Source organism: Roseivirga sp. AWQ4_251, assembly GCF_056158225.1.
The window spans coordinates 848,086-865,248 of the sequence record NZ_JBSWSW010000001.1; the positions used below are offsets into that span (position 1 = coordinate 848,086).

The 17,163-nt window shown below is 39.3% G+C and carries 14 protein-coding genes and 1 tRNA gene; 5 read left to right on the plus strand and 10 right to left on the minus strand.

What is annotated here, in order from left to right; all coding sequences use genetic code 11:
* Window positions 1–36: 36 nt before the first annotated feature.
* Together ACXACJ_RS03910 and ACXACJ_RS03915 are read left to right on the plus strand one after the other, a co-directional pair.
* On the plus strand, window positions 37–615 hold the full coding sequence (locus tag ACXACJ_RS03910) for a hypothetical protein (protein WP_475132965.1): 579 nt from the start codon (window positions 37–39) through the stop codon (window positions 613–615).
* Window positions 612–3,194, plus strand: coding sequence for a M1 family metallopeptidase (locus ACXACJ_RS03915; RefSeq protein WP_475132966.1), 2,583 nt, complete (start codon window positions 612–614; stop codon window positions 3,192–3,194). Before ACXACJ_RS03910 ends, ACXACJ_RS03915 begins: the two co-directional genes overlap by 4 nt.
* 18 nt (window positions 3,195–3,212) lie before the next feature.
* Here ACXACJ_RS03915 and ACXACJ_RS03920 read toward each other — a convergent pair whose 3' ends face one another.
* The 5 genes from ACXACJ_RS03920 to ACXACJ_RS03940 all read right to left on the minus strand — a co-directional run bounded on the left by ACXACJ_RS03920 (window position 3,213) and on the right by ACXACJ_RS03940 (window position 6,362).
* Window positions 3,213–3,605, minus strand: a complete 393-nt coding sequence (locus ACXACJ_RS03920) for a hypothetical protein (RefSeq protein WP_475132967.1) — start codon at window positions 3,603–3,605, stop codon at window positions 3,213–3,215.
* Between the two features lie 851 nt (window positions 3,606–4,456).
* The gene (locus ACXACJ_RS03925) at window positions 4,457–5,164 is read right to left on the minus strand and encodes a hypothetical protein (RefSeq protein ID WP_475132968.1); all 708 of its coding nucleotides are present in this window, start codon (window positions 5,162–5,164) and stop codon (window positions 4,457–4,459) included.
* The gene (locus ACXACJ_RS03930) at window positions 5,161–5,535 is read right to left on the minus strand and encodes a hypothetical protein (protein WP_475132969.1); all 375 of its coding nucleotides are present in this window, start codon (window positions 5,533–5,535) and stop codon (window positions 5,161–5,163) included. The genes ACXACJ_RS03925 and ACXACJ_RS03930 overlap by 4 nt, the downstream gene beginning before the upstream one ends.
* 127 nt (window positions 5,536–5,662) lie before the next feature.
* Window positions 5,663–5,749, minus strand: a tRNA-Ser gene (locus ACXACJ_RS03935).
* 151 nt (window positions 5,750–5,900) lie between these two features.
* Window positions 5,901–6,362 carry a type I restriction enzyme HsdR N-terminal domain-containing protein gene (locus tag ACXACJ_RS03940; RefSeq protein ID WP_475132970.1) on the minus strand — a complete coding sequence of 154 codons (462 nt, stop codon included), beginning with the start codon at window positions 6,360–6,362 and terminating at the stop codon, window positions 5,901–5,903.
* Window positions 6,363–6,392: 30 nt separating this feature from the next.
* Between ACXACJ_RS03940 and ACXACJ_RS03945 the strand changes: the two genes are divergently transcribed.
* Both ACXACJ_RS03945 and ACXACJ_RS03950 read left to right on the plus strand, forming a co-directional pair.
* Window positions 6,393–7,166, plus strand: a complete 774-nt coding sequence (locus ACXACJ_RS03945) for an AMP nucleosidase (RefSeq protein WP_475132971.1) — start codon at window positions 6,393–6,395, stop codon at window positions 7,164–7,166.
* Window positions 7,166–8,800, plus strand: a complete 1,635-nt coding sequence (locus ACXACJ_RS03950) for an amidohydrolase (protein WP_475132972.1) — start codon at window positions 7,166–7,168, stop codon at window positions 8,798–8,800. Before ACXACJ_RS03945 ends, ACXACJ_RS03950 begins: the two co-directional genes overlap by 1 nt.
* Window positions 8,801–8,887: 87 nt before the next feature.
* Here the strand turns inward: ACXACJ_RS03950 and ACXACJ_RS03955 are convergent, their stop codons facing one another.
* Complete coding sequence (locus ACXACJ_RS03955; RefSeq protein WP_475132973.1) at window positions 8,888–11,332, minus strand: YfhO family protein; 2,445 nt, start codon at window positions 11,330–11,332, stop codon at window positions 8,888–8,890.
* Between the two features lie 146 nt (window positions 11,333–11,478).
* On the opposite strand from ACXACJ_RS03955, the gene ffh reads away from it, so the two are divergent.
* Window positions 11,479–12,810, plus strand: coding sequence for a signal recognition particle protein (ffh, locus tag ACXACJ_RS03960; RefSeq protein WP_475132974.1), 1,332 nt, complete (start codon window positions 11,479–11,481; stop codon window positions 12,808–12,810).
* Between the two features lie 48 nt (window positions 12,811–12,858).
* Here the strand turns inward: ffh and ACXACJ_RS03965 are convergent, their stop codons facing one another.
* The 4 genes from ACXACJ_RS03965 to ACXACJ_RS03980 form a co-directional block, all read right to left on the minus strand.
* Entirely contained in the window at window positions 12,859–13,599 is a 741-nt protein-coding gene (locus tag ACXACJ_RS03965) for a hypothetical protein (RefSeq protein ID WP_475132975.1), read from the minus strand.
* Between the two features lie 84 nt (window positions 13,600–13,683).
* Complete coding sequence (locus ACXACJ_RS03970; RefSeq protein WP_475132976.1) at window positions 13,684–14,184, minus strand: nucleoside/nucleotide kinase family protein; 501 nt, start codon at window positions 14,182–14,184, stop codon at window positions 13,684–13,686.
* A gap of 61 nt (window positions 14,185–14,245) precedes the next feature.
* Entirely contained in the window at window positions 14,246–15,223 is a 978-nt protein-coding gene (locus tag ACXACJ_RS03975) for a pyruvate dehydrogenase complex E1 component subunit beta (protein WP_475132977.1), read from the minus strand.
* Between the two features lie 128 nt (window positions 15,224–15,351).
* Window positions 15,352–17,145 (minus strand): tetratricopeptide repeat protein, encoded by a 1,794-nt coding sequence (locus ACXACJ_RS03980; RefSeq protein ID WP_475132978.1) that lies wholly within the window; start codon window positions 17,143–17,145, stop codon window positions 15,352–15,354.
* Between the last annotated feature and the right edge of the window lie 18 nt (window positions 17,146–17,163).

Consider the following 17,163-nt stretch of genomic DNA (forward strand, 5'->3'; position numbering starts at 1 on the left):
TCAGCTTTCTTTCAACTTTAAACCTTCAACTCCCCAATGGAAGAAGAAAAAGAATACCAAGAGGGGCTTCCTATTCCGGAAGTCTTTCTTAATTCCGATACCAAAGGTTATATGACTCACTGCATTCAATGCGATTATGAAGTATTGAAAGGTGATAGATATTATATGATTGAAAAGGTGTTTAAGCGCTATCCCAATTTAGATTCTACACAAGTTCTGTTTGAATACGCCATTTGCAACGTTTGCTATGAGAAAATGAAGGATAGCCTTTCAGCTGAAAGCATGCAGAACCTTTCTCAGTATATGATGCAGAATGTTGATTTTGCTGGGGTTCAGAGTAGAATTGAAGAATATCCCGAAGAGCCCGATCAATGGTTAACACATTGCATGATTCACAATACGCCAAAAGAAGAAATGACGGAGTATCAAATGGCTGCCTGTTTTAAAGGTGATCGTTTGGTAACGAAATTTATGCCGCCATATATGATTGGTGAATTGGCTTTGGAAGAAATGAATGCGTTGCTTTCAAAGCAAACCAAAGAAGATATGAATGGCTTTATCGATGAGCATTTTGGCATTCCGCCTGAACTTAGAAAGGATTTTGTACTGATATGATGAAGAGAATTTTTGGGCTCTTTTGCCTGCTTTTGTTTGCATTTGCCTGTTCAAACGATAAGAAAGAAACGGACGGAATTGAAAATGGGGTTTCTCTTACTTTGGCTAAATCCAGAAAGGAGAAGATTTCAGACATTAATTATGAATTGGAGTTCCGTATTCCTGAAAATGTTGAACAACCGATTCAAGCCTTAGAAACGTTGACTTTCACGCTGAATGATATCTCTGAAGATATATTGCTTGATTTCAGGGAATCGGCAGATAAAGTCAAGGCGATTTTGGTGAATGATCAGTCCTTGGATATAGATTTCAGGAATGAACACCTTGTGCTTGATAAGGCAAAACTTAGAAGAGGAAAGAACATTGTGGGGATCAATTTCTTTGCCGGTGAAAGTTCATTAAACCGCAAGGAGGATTTTCTTTATACCCTTTTTGTTCCCGATAGAGCCAGAACAGCATTTCCTTGCTTCGATCAACCCAATTTAAAAGCTACCTACGAGCTTACGTTGGATATTCCTTCACATTGGAATGCCATTGCGAACGCACCTGTGGGCTTGTTGAATGCAAAGGATGGCAGAAAGACCATCGAATTCGAAAAGTCTGACTTGATCAGTACTTACCTATTTTCTTTTGTTGCTGGAGAGTTTAAATCAGTGAACAGATCGGTTGGTGGAAGGCAAATGACTATGCTTCACCGAGAGACCGATTCGGCTAAAGTAGCGAGAAACTTGGATTTGATTTTCTATCTACACGATGCATCTATCAAATGGCTTGAAGATTATACAGGCATAAAATATCCTTTCAAGAAGTTCGATTTTGCGCTTATCCCAAGCTTTCAATATGGAGGAATGGAGCATGTGGGAGCCATTCAATATCAGGCAAACAGCCTTTTGCTAGATGAAGACCCTTCTCAATCGCAATTGCTCGGTAGAGCGAGCTTAATAGGTCACGAAACTGCTCATATGTGGTTTGGCGATTTGGTTACCATGGATTGGTTCAACGATGTGTGGACCAAAGAGGTGTTTGCCAATTTTATGGCCGCCAAAATGGTGAATCCTAGCTTCCCAGAAATCGATCATGAATTGAATTTCTTGGTTAGGCATTATCCATCAGCTTATTCTGTGGATAGAACCGAGGGCGCCAACCCAATTCGTCAAGAATTGAATAACTTGAATGAGGCGGGTCAAATGTATGGAGCAATTATTTACAATAAAGCTCCTATAATGATGCGCCAGTTGGAAATGCTTGTTGGGGAAAAACAGTTTCAGGAAGGGCTTCAGGAATACCTAAAAGCCTATTCTTTCAAAAATGCTACATGGCCAGATTTGATTAACATTCTGGATAAGAAAACTCCAGAAGACCTAAAACAGTGGAGCGCGGTTTGGGTAAATACGCCAGGAAGGCCAGAGTTTAAAGCTGAAATTGTAAGAGAGCGCGGAATGCTCAATCAACTGAAATTCAAACAAGTTGATCCGATGGGAGAAGGCCGTGTTTGGCCTCAGCAGTTTGGTGCTAGCGCTTGGTTGCAAGGCACTAAATACATAAAGAAAATCATTTCTAAGGATTCTGTTACTGATGTGGATTTGCCCATTCAGAAGTTAGCTGATGTTTTATTAATGTCGAAGGGTAGAGGTTATGGACTTTACGAAATCGATATGGGCATGATTACCCAGAAGTATGAAAAAATGACTGATTTGGAAAGGGGAGTGGCTTTAGTAAATCTTTACGAGAACTTTCTTGAAGGAAAAATTAAGCGCATTGGTTACATCGAAACCATTGAATGGGTGATTTCTAGAGAGAAGAATCAATTGTTGTTGAACTTGGCTCTGGGCCAACTTGGAGGGATTTACTGGGATTTTCTAACGGAAGAAGAACGGGCCTCCGTATCTCCTGATTTGGAGAAATTACTTTACCATGCCATGACCAACTTAGCCGATAAGCCAAGTGAGAAAAAGATGTTCTTTAACAGCTTTAGAGGAATTATAATCTCGGATGAGAATACGGATTTACTCTACCAGATTTGGAAAGGCGAAAAGAAGATTGATGGATTAAATCTTTCTGAAAACGACATGGTTTCTTTGGCAAGTCAATTGGCGATAAAAATGCCAAATAAAGAAAAGGAGATTCTGGATGAACAAATGGCAAACATCAAAAATCCCGATACTCAAAAGAGATTTGAATTCGTTAGGCCTGCTCTTTCTAACGATAAAAAAGTGAGAGATCAATTCTTCGAGTTGCTTAAAGATGAGAAGAATAGAGAAACCGAATCGTGGGTGCTTTCTGCGCTAGGCTATTTGCATCACCCTTCCAGAAGAAAGGAGTCAGAAGCTTATATATTGCCTAGTTTGGAGCTTTTGAAAGAAATTCAGGAGACGGGTGATATCTTCTTTCCGAAAAGATGGTTAGATCAAAATTTGGGTGGTTTCAATTCTCCTGAGGCTGTAGAGACGGTGAGAGCATTTTTGGAAGATCATCCTGATTATAATGCCCAATTGAGAATGAAGATTTTGCAGGCCGCAGATGGTATTTTCAGAGCAGAACGAATTCTTTCGAGTTCAAGAGATTTGAAGCAAAAATAAGATTAATAGGAAAGGGGGTCATTGTGACTCTCTTTCCATCATCATTTCATGATTGATGCTGCCTACAACAATCAAAGGCTTTTCGAAAAATGTGAGGGCACATTCAATTAAATCGGCATTCGAACGAGTATTCTGAGGACTTAGGCATTGCAAAAGATAAGTGTAGCTGTAATGTTCTTCATTAAATTGAGGGAAAAGCTTCACGAAGTCTTCATAGAATAAACGCATGTAGTTCTTCTGACTACCATAACGTTTCTTGATAAGGCGTTTCACCATTGCCTCAGCCTCTTTCACTTCAATAGGCTTAAATTTCCTATTGGTAAGCAACTTGTCCCTTACATAGAAAAAAACCAAACCTGCAGAAAGAATGCTACAGGCAGCAACAACAATAAAAATTAGGTTCGTTTCCATACAGCAATGACCAAAGCCGTTTTGGTCGATCGGTTTGAAAAAAATCTGATTTGGTTAAGGTCTGCTAGCTTTTGTGAAGCTAGCCTAAAGATATTCGAAACAAGTAAGCTTATTATCATTATCAGTTTAAAATAATTCAGAACTGAGCTTATCCCCAGAATACTGAATTTTTCTCCTGGTTACATATTCTATTATTATAGGTCTGTACCGATTGAAGAGCGCAAATAACGGAATGTGGCTCTTTTTCAAAATCTAGAAATTGTTAATCAGTAAATTTCTAATTTGAATTATACTATTTATACAGAAGTGGCAATTTGTTGAAATGTCTGCCTTGAAAGCCGATTTGCACAAATTCTTAGACCTAATTCGAATTTAGTAAAAAGTGTACATTGTACACATAAAATATAGCGAACATTAATGAACATGTTAGGACAATTTTAGGGATGGAATAAGTGAATTAAAGAACTTTTTGATTGGCTTATTATTCCTCTTGTTCAATCCAAGCTTTGGGCGTTAATTGGAACTAAGGATATTTAATATTCTTAGAGACTCAACTAATGAAATCGGATTTCTAAGCGAGATTTTGAAGCAAATTAAAAGTTTCAAGACTTTCTTTCAAAAATGGTTTTACAACGAAAGATCAGGGAAGGCTACTATGCCTTCTCTGAAAATTCTTAACTATGTGATGTGATATGGAGGGCTTCAAAGGTGACTTTGAAGCCTTATTTTTTTCCTGCAATAGGCTGGTTAATAAACAGCCAGTTCTTTTTACAGAAATTGAAGAGATAATGCAGGTAAAAGTTCTTAATGAATTGTGGTGGAAAAATCAATCCAGTTTGGTTTTATGAATTCTATTCTTCAGAGATAATGGGCTTCTGAAGGGTTGATTTACCTCTTAGTTCAAAATTGTTTTTACTTTTCCATATGGCAACCGCTAATAGAACTTTTGAAATGATGTTGAAGGTGTCTTTGATTCTGTACAAAAGTGAGTAAACGTCTACATCTATTTTATAGACTAAAAAGTTGGTTGAAATAATAACCAAAGAGGGAATGTGCAAAGTGAGAATGGATACGCAAAACCAAAACTCAGGCAGATTTTCAAGCTTTCTTTCTTTGAGTGAATATGAGTTGTAAAACCATTTTGAGGCTAGTATCAAAATGACAATGCCTTCGTAACTTCTGGTTATCGAAAACCAAGCATTCTGCCACCAAAAATGCTCTAAAGCCATAATAATAAATAGGCCAACAAGACTTAATACAAAGAAGGTATTGGAAAGCACGCGCTTATTGGTTTTTAATACCAAACTGATGAATGTAAGTTCAAGTGGAAGGTAGGGGACGAGTAAAATTTGGTTGCTTTTTAATCCATCTGCAATGGGCCACGATAAAAAATTAGTCACGCAATATTCAGATATACCATAAAATATAGAGAGAGAAGCTAAGGCCCAAAACAGTTTCGTTGGGCGTTTTTTGAAGCCATAGATCATCCCAACAACGAAGGTGATTATTATTGGGATGATGCAGGTCATAGCTGAAAACATCATATATGGATTTCTCATACGATACATTCAGGGTCATCGGGTTCACATGTACATTCTGAAGGGCATTCTGCTGTGAAATCTATTCCTACAGGATCGTCAAATCCATTGCCAGAACCTAGTACTGATTTAAAGTTGCCCAAATTGCCGTTGTCTTTTCTGGGATAGAAAATGGGTTTTATGGCTCCTGTGTCGGGTGAAATACTGTTGAAAATAACAACCCCTGTATATTCTGGATTCTCTTCAAAAAACAGGGCCATTTTTAAAATATATTCTTTACCGAGGGAATTGGAAACGGTAAGCGTAGAGTGTTGCGATTTGAATTGATTAATTCTTGAGGTGGCATCACTACTGCCAATTGGGCCTCCCGTAGAGCTGCTAAATGTAGTCATGTTTTAAGGTTTAAGTGAACCCTAATATATAAGAATGGCCCAAGAAACCATCCCCAATATGGTACAATGCCAAAGAATAATCTGATGAAATAAAAAAAAGGCTTTGATTTTCATCAAAGCCTTTCAGCGGAGAGAGGGGGATTCGAACCCCCGGTACAGTTTCCCGCACGCATGTTTAGCAAACATGTGGTTTCAGCCACTCACCCATCTCTCCGTGGGTTGCTAAAACTTCCTCTTTCGTAAGAGGAGTGCAAATATAATCTAATAGACTTCACATACCCAAGCGAGTTGATAAAAAAAACTAGCCTAACGGGTAACGAATTTTTAAGCCCTTGAAAATGAGACTTTACAAAAAGGAAGTTTCTCTAAGAAAGTGGCTTTAACTCCTCGTAACTCGGTAATTTTTCTAAAAAAGTGATTTGAGAAGTGTTGTGATCGCATTGGCAAACGTAATGTTGAAGCCCGTTTGTGACAATCAGTAATTTGGCTTTAAGCGTTTTGTTGTACACTGAAATTTGGTCGAAAACGGATTGCGTGATTTTCACATGCGGGGCTTTGCACTCCACAATCATAAATGGATTCATTTCTTGATCGTAGAAAACTATGTCAGAGCGTTTTCTTAACTCATTGTATCTGTTTCCGAGTTCTACACCCATTCGAGCCATTGGGTAGCCCAAGTGCTTGGTTAGAAAGTTCACAAAGTGCTGTCTTACCCATTCCTCAGGGGTGAGTACAATAAACTTTTTCCTGATCGGGTCAAAAATGACTAATTTGCCGGCTCTCTTTTCAAGGCGATATTCGTAAGCTGGCAGGTTAAGCAAATCCATTGAGCAAAAGTAATTGAACCCAAATACTATATGAAAACTAAGCAGGAAATTGTTGACAACTGGCTACCTCGTTATACAGGTGTGCCGAATGAGGACTTCGGAGAATACATTCTTCTCACCAATTTTATAAACTACGTGCAGATGTTTGCCGATAAGTTTGGGGTTGAAGTTCGTGGAAAGGATCGGCCAATGCAGTCGGCTACTGCAGAAAATATAACCATTATCAATTTTGGGATGGGAAGCGCCATGGCCGCTACGGTAATGGATCTTCTATCGTCAATTCATCCAAAGGCCGTACTTTTTTTGGGTAAATGTGGGGGCTTAAAAAAGAAGACTGAAATCGGTGATTTAATTTTGCCCATAGCCGCTATTCGTGGTGAAGGAACCAGTAATGATTATATGCCGCCAGAAATACCCGCACTTCCCTCATTTAGATTGCAAAGAGCGGTTTCATCTATGATCAAAAAACACGAGCGTGATTATTGGACAGGCACTTGTTACACTACAAACCGAAGGGTTTGGGAGCATGATAAGGTATTTAAAAAGTATTTGAGAAAGATTAGAGCCATGGCTGTTGATATGGAAACTGCTACTTTATTTACGGTCGGCTTTGTGAACGAAATCCCTCATGGAGCTCTGTTGTTGGTTTCTGATAATCCGATGATTCCTGAAGGAGTGAAGACGGAAGAAAGCGATAAAAAAGTAACTTCGGGCTTTGTTAATGATCACCTCGATATCGGTATCGATTCGCTAAGAGAATTGAGGGATTCAGGAGATTCAGTAAAACACTTAAGATTCGAATAATGAAGAAAATATTAACCTTAACTGCTGTACTTGCGCTTTTATGGTCTTGTGGAGGAAAAACCGAGGCCGATTTAATTATCCACAATGCTACGATTTATACCGTAGACGATGACTTTGCAGTGGCTTCCGCTTTTGCTGTAAAAGATGGTAAATTTTTAGCCGTTGGTAGCGATGAAGAAATTTTAGAGAAGTACACTTCCGATGAAACCATCAACATGGAAAAGGCTCCGGTTTACCCAGGTCTAATAGATGGCCACGCTCACTTTTACCGTTACGGCTTAGGCTTAAAAAATGCGGATTTAGTAGGCAGTAAGTCTTTCGATGAAATTCTGGAGATCCTTCAAGCCCATAGAGAAAAGTACCCCGATGAACCTTGGATTCTCGGCCGTGGTTGGGACCAAAATGATTGGGAAGTAAAGGAATTTCCTTCAAAAGAAAAGCTGGATAAACTCTTTCCAGATGTGCCTGTTTTCTTGACCAGAATTGATGGCCATGCTGCTTTAGCAAATTCTGCTGCTATGGGTCAGAGCGAGGTTTTTGCCAATACAAAAACTGTTAACGGAGGAAAAATCTACTTCGATAAAAACGGAGAACCAACAGGTGTTTTGGTAGATAACGCCATCGATTTAATTAGTAAATATGTTCCAGAACAAACTCAAGCGGATAGGGTTGAAGCCTTAATTATGGCTCAGCAGAACTGTTTTGCTGTTGGGTTAACTTCTGTAGTGGATGCTGGTTTGGAAGTAGATACCATTGAATTGATCGATTCACTGAATAAATCAGGTGAATTGAAAATGAGGTTGTACACCATGGTGGCGCCAAGTCAAGAGAATATCGCTTATTTTCAGAAGCGTGGAAAAATCAAAACGGATCAGCTTAACGTTCGTTCTTTCAAAGTTTATGGCGATGGAGCTTTAGGTTCAAGAGGTGCAAGCCTTTTGGAAGATTATTCTGATGATCCTGGGAATGCTGGCTTCTTATTGTCGGATGTAGATGTGTACGATACGCTGGCAAAAATCAGCTACGAAATGGGTTTTCAGATGAATACGCACTGCATTGGCGACAATTCTAATCACGTTATCTTAGACATCTATTCAAAATATCTTCCTGAAGGAAATGATTTAAGATGGAAGATTGAACATGCTCAAGTGGTGAGCAAAAACGATATTGATAAGTTTGGTAAATACAATGTGATTCCTTCAGTTCAACCTACTCACGCAACTTCCGATATGTATTGGGCAGCTGAGAGATTGGGTGAAGAAAGAGTGAAAACGGCTTATGCTTTCAAGGATTTAATGGATCAAAATGGTTATATCGTTTTGGGTAGTGATTTTCCTGTGGAAGATATAAACCCAATGTATGGTTTTCATGCAGCGGTTGCTCGTCAAGATGCTGAAAACTGGCCTGAAGGGGGCTGGCAGCCAGAAAATAAGTTGAGTAGGGAAGATGCTTTACGTGGCATGACCATTTGGGCTGCGTATTCCAACTTTGAAGAAGATGAGAAAGGAACGATCGAAGCTGGTAAATTTGCTGACTTCGTAATTACTGAAAAGGATATGATGAAAGCCCCAGAATCGGAGTTGAGAAACCTAAAAGTAAAAGCTACTTATTTAAACGGGAAGAAGGTTTATTAATAGTTAGAACCCGATCATAAAACAAAAGCGGTTTTGTCTTAAAGCCAATGTGCTCATAGACAAAACCGCTTTTTTATGTCTTTCGTTTTATGCTGCTTTTTGGGGTTTTAAACTGAAGTAAACCGTAGCTAAGAAAAGTAGAATCACCAAAATCGAGAAGATTTTCATAACTACAGTTCCTGTGGTGAAAATCTTAGGTCTGAATTCAAAAACGATTTCGTGTTGCCCAGCAGGAACTTCCAAAGCTCTTAAAACATAATCTGCTCTCAGCATTTCAACAGGTTGGCCATCAATGGTTACTTTAAATCCTTTCGGGTAATAAATCTCTGAGAATACAGCAAAGCCTTTTCCTGAATTGTTGGACGTGTATTTCCAATATCCTGGATGATATTCTTTCAGTTGGATGTTTCCGTCAGTATTTAAGTTGTTTTCGTTTATATCAAATTCCGATATGTTTACCACTGCTGAAGTTTTCGTATTCAGGTTGTCCATTTGATTAAACTCACCGTCTGCATCTTTTACTTTCACCAAATCACTTACAAACCAAGCTGCTCCATTGGCCGAAGAATTCACCATAGCTCCTTGGTCTGAGTTTGGGTTAATGATGAAATAGCGAGTGTTTAGCATATTGAGAACTTCCAGATTGTTGAAGTTATTGCTGCCTCCTTTAATGGTCCTGGTGGCGGTTTCTACTTCACTTAAAATACTCTTGTCAATCAGCTCTTGATATCTTCTCAGCCTTGCACCATGATAGCCATTTACGGTATGGTGGTGATATGCAGAACGAGCATTGTAGAAGTTGGCGGCCGTCAAATCCAACACTCTGTCTCCTGGCTTTTCATTCTGTTCTATAAAACGATCTGCCTTGCTTTCTGCGAAAAACTGCTGCCTTGGTGTTCTTTGGAAATTGGAATCACCAATAAATCGTGAGGCAACTAGAGCAACATCGAGAATGCCAAGAAGAATCATGGCGGCATACATCAGTCCTTTGCCAATTTTGTTTATGGCAAACAGCGCATAGGCCAAAGTGAAAAGTGTAATGAAGATGAAAGCTCGGAAAGCATCGGCTCTTAATAGCGATTTTCTGTCATCTTGAAGCGCACTAGCATACTCTGGAGGCAGTTGAGCATCAAAGGCCGCTTTAAAACCTAGAATGCCTGGAATGATTGCAAATAACAGTGCCAAGCCAGCGGTAGAACCTAAAGCTATCAATAACTTCTTCTGAATATCTTTATTCAGCTTTTGAGAAAACACCTTTTCCAAGCCTAGCATGCCCAAGAAGATGATTCCAAAAATGGGTAGAATAATAGTGAAGGTTACCGAGCGAAATTTATTGTAACCAGGAAAGTAATCGAAGAGAAAATAATTCAAGCTTGGAAAGTTTCTGCCATAACTCAATAAAATACCCAACAGAGAAATGCTCAGAAGCCAGATGACATACTTTCTTTCAACAAAGAAAATACCCACCACACATAAGAAAACCATAATGGCTCCAGCATAATAGGTTGTTGGTGATTCTGAACCCCAATAAGTTGGCAATCGGGAAATAGTTTGGAGCACTTGAGCTTCAGTTGCTCCATTTTTTCTCAATTCATTGGCTATATGCGAGTTTGAGCCTAATGGTGAGTTTCCGCCCAAAGCATTAGGGATAAATAAGGTGAAAGGATCTGAAATGCCATTGCTGTACATAAAGGCATAGGATTTAGAGAGGCCATCCTTATTCATTTCTTCATCTGTTTGCTGAGTAAGCTCAGATTTTCCTCGGTTAGAATATTTTCCGTATTCATAAGTGGTATAAAACTCCCCGAAAAAAGTACCTACAGCCAAAACTGCTGCCAAAACCAGCAAGCCAAGCCTCGTTGCAAACTCAGGTAGTCTGCCGTTTTTAATGGCAGAAACCAGTTGAATAAGTCCGTAAATGCCTACGACAAAAGCCAAGTAGTAAGTGATTTGAAGGTGATTTACCCTCATTTGCATGGCTAAGGCGAGTGCTGTTAAACTAAAGCCTAGCCATTTATTCCTCGTGAAACAAAGATGAATGCCTCCCATAACAAGGGGCATAAGTGAAACAGCGCTGATTCTAGCGTTATGTCCAGCAGTTATACCTATGATATTGTACGAGGAAAGAGCAAAGGTTACAGCTCCAATAATGGCGAAATAGGGCCTCACCCTAAAACACAGTAACATGATGTAGAAAGACACCATGGAAACAAAAACAATCCGAACGGGGTGGGGAAGACCAAAGCTTAAAATCGCATGAGTTACTTTAATCAATTCATTTCCCCATTTTACATTGACCATGTAAGCGGGCATTCCACTGAACATCGAGTTGGTCCATAAGCCTTCTTCTCCGGTTTGGTCTCTGTAATCTAAAAGCTCTTTGGCTCCACCTTCCCATTGTAAAATATCGCCTTGATAAAGCCCTTTATTCTCAAAAAATACGGGTTGAAAAAGTAAAATCGTTAGCACCAAAAAAATGGATACTGCAATAAGATGAGGGAGAATATCTTTCTTGAAATCAATTTTGATCATGAGTATTTGGCTTATGAAGGCACCAATATCTCCATATCAGATGTATTTAAAAAGGTGAATTGTTTTTTTTGGTATAACCTTGCGCAAATCGGTCTTCACCCTCCCGAATATTTTTATATTTTTGCACTCCGTTTACAATTGAGAATATGTTTGAAAATTTAAGTGGCAAGCTGGAACAAGCGTTTAAAACGCTAAAAGGACAAGGATCGATAACCGAAATTAACGTAGCGTCTACCGTTAAGGAAATCAGACGTGCATTGATTGCGGCTGACGTTAACTATAAAGTTGCCAAGGATGTAACGGATAAAATCAAAACTGAAGCTTTAGGCAGAGATGTGTTGATCTCTGTGAAGCCAGGCCAGCTTTTGGTTAAAATCGTGAGTGAAGAATTAACGGAAATGATGGGAGGCCAGAAGGCTGACTTCTCCATTAAGGGCGATCCTGCCGTGATTTTGATCTCCGGTTTACAAGGTTCGGGTAAAACTACTTTCTCTGGTAAGCTGGCCAGCATGCTTAAAAAGCAAGGTCGCCAAGTGCTTTTAACGGCTTGTGATATTTACCGTCCTGCGGCTATCGATCAGCTTAAGGTTTTGGGAGAGCAAGTTGGAGTAGAAGTTTACGCTGAGCCTGAAAATAAAAACGCACTAGAAATCGCGAACAATGCCATCAAACATGCAAAAGCTGTAGGCAAGAAAATCGTGATTGTGGATACCGCGGGTCGTTTGGCTGTTGATGAGCAAATGATGCAAGAGATTGAAGGTCTGAAAAAGGCTCTCAATCCAACCGAAACCTTGTTCGTTGTCGATTCTATGACAGGGCAGGATGCGGTAAATACGGCTAAAACTTTCAACGAAAGACTGGATTTTGATGGCGTTGTATTGACCAAATTAGATGGTGATACAAGAGGTGGTGCCGCACTTTCCATCAGAACGGTTGTAGATAAGCCAATCAAATTCATTTCTACGGGTGAAAAAATGGACGCTATTGATGTGTTCCACCCGGAAAGGATGGCGAGCCGTATTTTGGGTATGGGTGACGTTGTCTCTTTGGTTGAAAGAGCTCAACAGAACTTCGATGAAGAAGAAACCCGTAAGCTGAATAAGAAAATTCGACAAAATAAATTCGATTTTGACGACTTCCTTTCTCAGTTAGACCAAATCAAGAAGATGGGTAACATAAAAGATCTTCTAGGGATGATTCCGGGTATGGGCAAAGCTTTGAAAGGTTTGGATATTGATGACGACTTTTTCAAGCCAATTGAAGCCATCATTAAGTCGATGACGAAGACCGAGAGAGCAAACCCGGATATTATTGACGGTAGCCGAAGAAAGCGTATCGCAAGCGGTAGTGGAACTTCCATTCAAGAAGTAAACAACCTTATGAAGCAATTCGCGGATATGCGTAAAATGATGAAAACTATGAACAAGATGGGAGGAGGAAAACGAGCCTTAGCCAATCTTGGAGGAATGAGAAGATAATCGAACAAAAAAAATTGAATAAAAAAGGGCCGTTTTAACGGCCCTTTTTTATTCAATGGTAGTGGTTAAACCTCTTGATTCTTTATAAGATTCCCATTTGATCCAGGCCATTTGATAATCAAAATCTTTGGCTTGAAAGGTCAGCTTGTATTTGAAATTACTTGGGCTAAGAATGGAATTGTGCTTAGGCAAATTAGCTTGAACGCTGTCGCTTTGCATTTTTTCGTTCACCTCGTATTCTATGTCGGCATTATCGCGATTCCACTTTAGTTTGTATTGGTTCAGGTGCTCATTAATACGCAACTTTCCATTTTGCTTGGTAAGTACCTTTTCGTTTTCAAGAATTTTACGGTTGTAATAGTCAGTGATTGATATTTTCGCTTTCCCGTATTGATTAATAAGTTCATTAGAACGGTCTTCTCTCAAAAAGGCCTGGATTTTTACTAGTGCGCTATCAATAAAGTATAGGTTGATTTCATCGATATAATGAGATTCGGCTAAATAGTCTATTCTGTCCAGTCTAAAAATTGTAAAGTCTTCTGTATAGAATTCTCCAAAATGTTTGAAAACCCTTTGGTCCAACTCTTCGAGCGGCATGTTTAGAACCAAGGAAGAAAACGCGAATTTATAAGTGGGCAAGGTACCAGAAACGTCAGAAATCGGGATTCTAGGGATTTCTTCTTCCACCACTTTGGGATTATCAAGTTCAGGTGGTTTTGCAGGCCTTGTACAGCTCCATGAGCAGATGCCTAAAAATACAATGGAAAGGAAACGAACTAAAGTCTTCAAAATGTAACTAATTTATTCGTTAATGTAGTTCAAAAAAACCAATATCACAAAGTGATAGCTAAACTTTAAAAAGTCCTTAATTGGTTAAATCGATATGATTTTTTGCAGAATGAGGGAGTAGTCGTCTAGGCTAGGATTTTGAAGATGGAGTGTGTCATAATTTTTTTGGGGTAGCCCATATTTAAAATGCGCTTCCCACACATAATTGATAAACCACTCTGGTTCTTTTCCCCATCTTTCTTCTTTAGCCCTTCTTTCTAAAAAAGTAATTTTATCAATGCTCAGGTAAATGTTAATGTCAGCTGTTTTTAAGCTCTCAGAAGGATGGAATGCAAAAATACCTTCGGTGATAAGGTAGTTTTGTTTGAAGAGCTCAGAAGCTACAGTTTGGTTCCATTTTGCCCAATCCATAGAATCTGGGTGTTCCCAATTGATTTGGTCTTTGATCTTGGGGATTTGGTCTGTTGGTTTAACGAAATCATCTTGGTGCAGGCACAGTGCATTGGGCAAATGCTCTTGTAGCCACGCGGCCAACGAGCTTTTTCCAGATCTACTTACCCCACCAATATTGATTAAAACTGACATACTTGAAACAAAAAAGAGGTTGCTTTTAGACAACCTCTTTCTCAGATATTTTAAAATCGAATTATTTGTACATCACAGATTCAACTGCTTCAAGGGTTCTCTTCACATTTGGAAGAATAGCCTCAATAAGCGTTGGAGCGTAAGGCAATGGAAGATCCAAGCTGTTTACTCTTTTTACTGGAGCATCTAAATAATCGAAAGCGTCTTTCTGAACATTGAAAGCGATATCAGTAGCCAAAGAAGAAAGTGGCCATGCTTCTTCCACAATCACCAATCGGTTGGTTTTCTTCACAGACTCAATGATGGTTGGGTAATCCAAAGGTCTAACAGATCTTAAGTTGATTACTTCAGCACTTACGCCATTTTTAGCAAGTTCGTCAGCAGCTTCGTGAGCGATTTTCATCATTTTACCGAATGAAACCAAAGTCACATCGCTACCTTCTCTTTCTACGTGGGCTTTGCCAATTTCTAAAACGTATTCCTCTTCAGGAACTTCACCTTTATCTCCATACATCAATTCAGATTCCATGAAGATTACAGGGTCATTATCTCTAATAGCTGCTTTTAACAATCCTTTGGCATCGTAAGGTGTAGAAGGAACTACTACTTTCAAACCTGGGGTGTTGGCATACCAGTTTTCGAAGTTCTGGCTATGCTGAGAACTCAACATACCTGCGTTACCCGTTGGCCCTCTAAATACGATAGGCACTGGAAACTGACCGCCAGACATAGACATCATTTTGGCAGCTGAGTTGATAACTTGATCAATGGCCACCAATGAGAAGTTGAAGGTCATGAATTCAATGATTGGTCTTAAGCCGTTCATGGCTGCTCCAACACCAATACCTGCAAAACCCAATTCAGCAATAGGGGTATCAATAACCCTTTCAGGACCGAACTCGTCAAGCATGCCTTGGCTCACTTTATAAGCACCGTTGTATTCTGCTACTTCTTCTCCCATGAGAAAGATTTTGTCATCTTTTCTCATTTCTTCAGACATCGCTTCTCTCAGGGCTTCACGAAACTGTATTTCTCTCATTCATCTATGTTTTAAAGGCCGTAAAAATAAACATTCACCTCTCAATTCACAAAGAAAGATTGATTTGAGTGGGGGAATAAAAAAAGCCCCGAATTTTCATCCGAGGCTTTATGTTTAAGTTGAATTTCTTATTTCACTAAATCAGTGAAAGCTTGAGTTCCAGAGAATTGTCTGAATTCAAGATCGTTCATCGCTTTTTGCTTCAATGAAGCATCTGCGCTGATTGCGTTTCTCAAGTGCTCGATTACTTTGTTCTCGTTACCTTGACGAGCGGCAGCAACTGCAGCTACGTAATGAGCCCAAACATAACCTCTATCGCTGCTGATTACAAACTCAAGTGTTGATTGAGCGTTTCTGAAATCTTTTCTTAGCAATTGTACCAAACCTTTGTTGTACTGATCTACAGAACGGTTAGTAGCGTTGTTCAAAGAAGCGATAGCAAGATCGTAACGACCTACCATGATTTCTACAGAACCTTTAGCACCATTAACACCTTGTCTTACATCGTTGCCTGGGTTAAGGCTCAAAGATTTAGCAAATGCAGCGTGAGCACCCCAAAGGTTACCTTGAGCAGCGTAAGCCATACCTAAGTTAGCTTGAGCGTAAGTGTTAGCTTGTTTTTGGTTTGAGATTTCGAAGTGGTTGATCGCGTCTCTCAACAAGTTAGTTTTAGTTCTTCCAGAAGCTTCTTGAGCTTGTTGGAAAGCTACAACACCAAGGTTGTTATGGATTGCCCAAGTGTCACTTTTCTTAGCAGCAGCTTCGTAGATTGCTTTTTTCTCTTCCAAAGAAGGCGTGTAAGAAGCAGCATAAGCCAATTCTTCTACAGAAAGTTTGTCAGCAAACTCTCTACCTTGAGAAATAGACTGAGCCAAAGTGATGATTTCTTCTCTTGATTTTTTAGGCTTAACAGTAAGAACTTCAGTTTTTGCAGTTCTTAATTTAGGATACAGGTCTTTGAATACTTGCTTGTAAGTGCTCAATTTTTGAAGCTCTTTTTCTTTTTGCTCGAATGAACCTGAACCGTTGATGATGCTAGTCCATTCTGATTTTTGAGCAGAAGAAATTCCGCTGTAGCTAGCAAGTAGAGTTTTCAAACCAGACCAGTCGTCAACGATTGGTTTGTTGATGAATCTGATTTGATCAGCCATGTTTTTGTAATCGTACTTATCCATTTGCTCTCTGTACCATTTTTCGATAGCAGCAGATCTTTCTTGAGCAAGTTCAGAGTTTACTCTTTCTTTACCTTCAGGAGAGTGAGTACCAGTGATAGTAACAGTTCTGGTAACGTTTTTCTCAGCAATGAAAGCAGCTAAACGCTCACCTCTGTCACTGTTCTTTTCAGAAGTTTTGAATAAAGATCTTCCTTGGTCGAAGAAGAATTCAACGTTAGTTGGGATAAGCTCTTCTTGATCGTTGTATCCGTGAGGAGCGTATGCAGCGAAGTAAGAAGGTTGAACTAAAGTAGAAGTAGTGATAAGACCTTCAGCAATGCCTAATCTTTCAGATTCTACAGAGTTCCCTGTTTTTGGGTTAGAAGCAACACCTTGGATTTCCAAGTTACCTCTAGACATTTCTTCAGTATATGGGAAAACAAACTCTTGAGTAACTTTTGGCTGTTCTGTGTCAGAGTTTGGATAATCAGCAGATTTAAATACGATAGGAGTCAATTGTTTTTCTTGAGTTCCGTATCTGTAGTAAGTGTTTAATGTGTAAACCTTTTTAGGTTTCATCATTTTTAGCGGTAGGTTCGCTGACATTTCGAATCTTACAGTATCAGCGTGAACTTCCAAAGGTGTTGGCTCAACTGTCAAATTCTGGTCTTTAGAGGCTTTGATCATTTTGCTCAAAGCACAACCAGACATTGACAGAATGCCAATTATCAAGCATGGAAAAATCAGTTTAGCAGTTTGGGTTTTCATATGAATTTGATTGTTTTA

What these genes read in the sequence shown, in the direction of transcription:
- ACXACJ_RS03910 (WP_475132965.1), top strand. Translation starts at nt 37, where the DNA reads ATGGAAGAAGAAAAAGAATACCAAGAGGGGCTTCCTATTCCGGAAGTC.
- ACXACJ_RS03915 (WP_475132966.1), top strand. Translation starts at nt 612, where the DNA reads ATGATGAAGAGAATTTTTGGGCTCTTTTGCCTGCTTTTGTTTGCATTT.
- ACXACJ_RS03920 (WP_475132967.1), bottom strand. Translation starts at nt 3,605, where the DNA reads ATGGAAACGAACCTAATTTTTATTGTTGTTGCTGCCTGTAGCATTCTT.
- ACXACJ_RS03925 (WP_475132968.1), bottom strand. Translation starts at nt 5,164, where the DNA reads ATGAGAAATCCATATATGATGTTTTCAGCTATGACCTGCATCATCCCA.
- ACXACJ_RS03930 (WP_475132969.1), bottom strand. Translation starts at nt 5,535, where the DNA reads ATGACTACATTTAGCAGCTCTACGGGAGGCCCAATTGGCAGTAGTGAT.
- ACXACJ_RS03940 (WP_475132970.1), bottom strand. Translation starts at nt 6,362, where the DNA reads ATGGATTTGCTTAACCTGCCAGCTTACGAATATCGCCTTGAAAAGAGA.
- ACXACJ_RS03945 (WP_475132971.1), top strand. Translation starts at nt 6,393, where the DNA reads ATGAAAACTAAGCAGGAAATTGTTGACAACTGGCTACCTCGTTATACA.
- ACXACJ_RS03950 (WP_475132972.1), top strand. Translation starts at nt 7,166, where the DNA reads ATGAAGAAAATATTAACCTTAACTGCTGTACTTGCGCTTTTATGGTCT.
- ACXACJ_RS03955 (WP_475132973.1), bottom strand. Translation starts at nt 11,332, where the DNA reads ATGATCAAAATTGATTTCAAGAAAGATATTCTCCCTCATCTTATTGCA.
- ffh (WP_475132974.1), top strand. Translation starts at nt 11,479, where the DNA reads ATGTTTGAAAATTTAAGTGGCAAGCTGGAACAAGCGTTTAAAACGCTA.
- ACXACJ_RS03970 (WP_475132976.1), bottom strand. Translation starts at nt 14,184, where the DNA reads ATGTCAGTTTTAATCAATATTGGTGGGGTAAGTAGATCTGGAAAAAGC.
- ACXACJ_RS03975 (WP_475132977.1), bottom strand. Translation starts at nt 15,223, where the DNA reads ATGAGAGAAATACAGTTTCGTGAAGCCCTGAGAGAAGCGATGTCTGAA.
- ACXACJ_RS03980 (WP_475132978.1), bottom strand. Translation starts at nt 17,145, where the DNA reads ATGAAAACCCAAACTGCTAAACTGATTTTTCCATGCTTGATAATTGGC.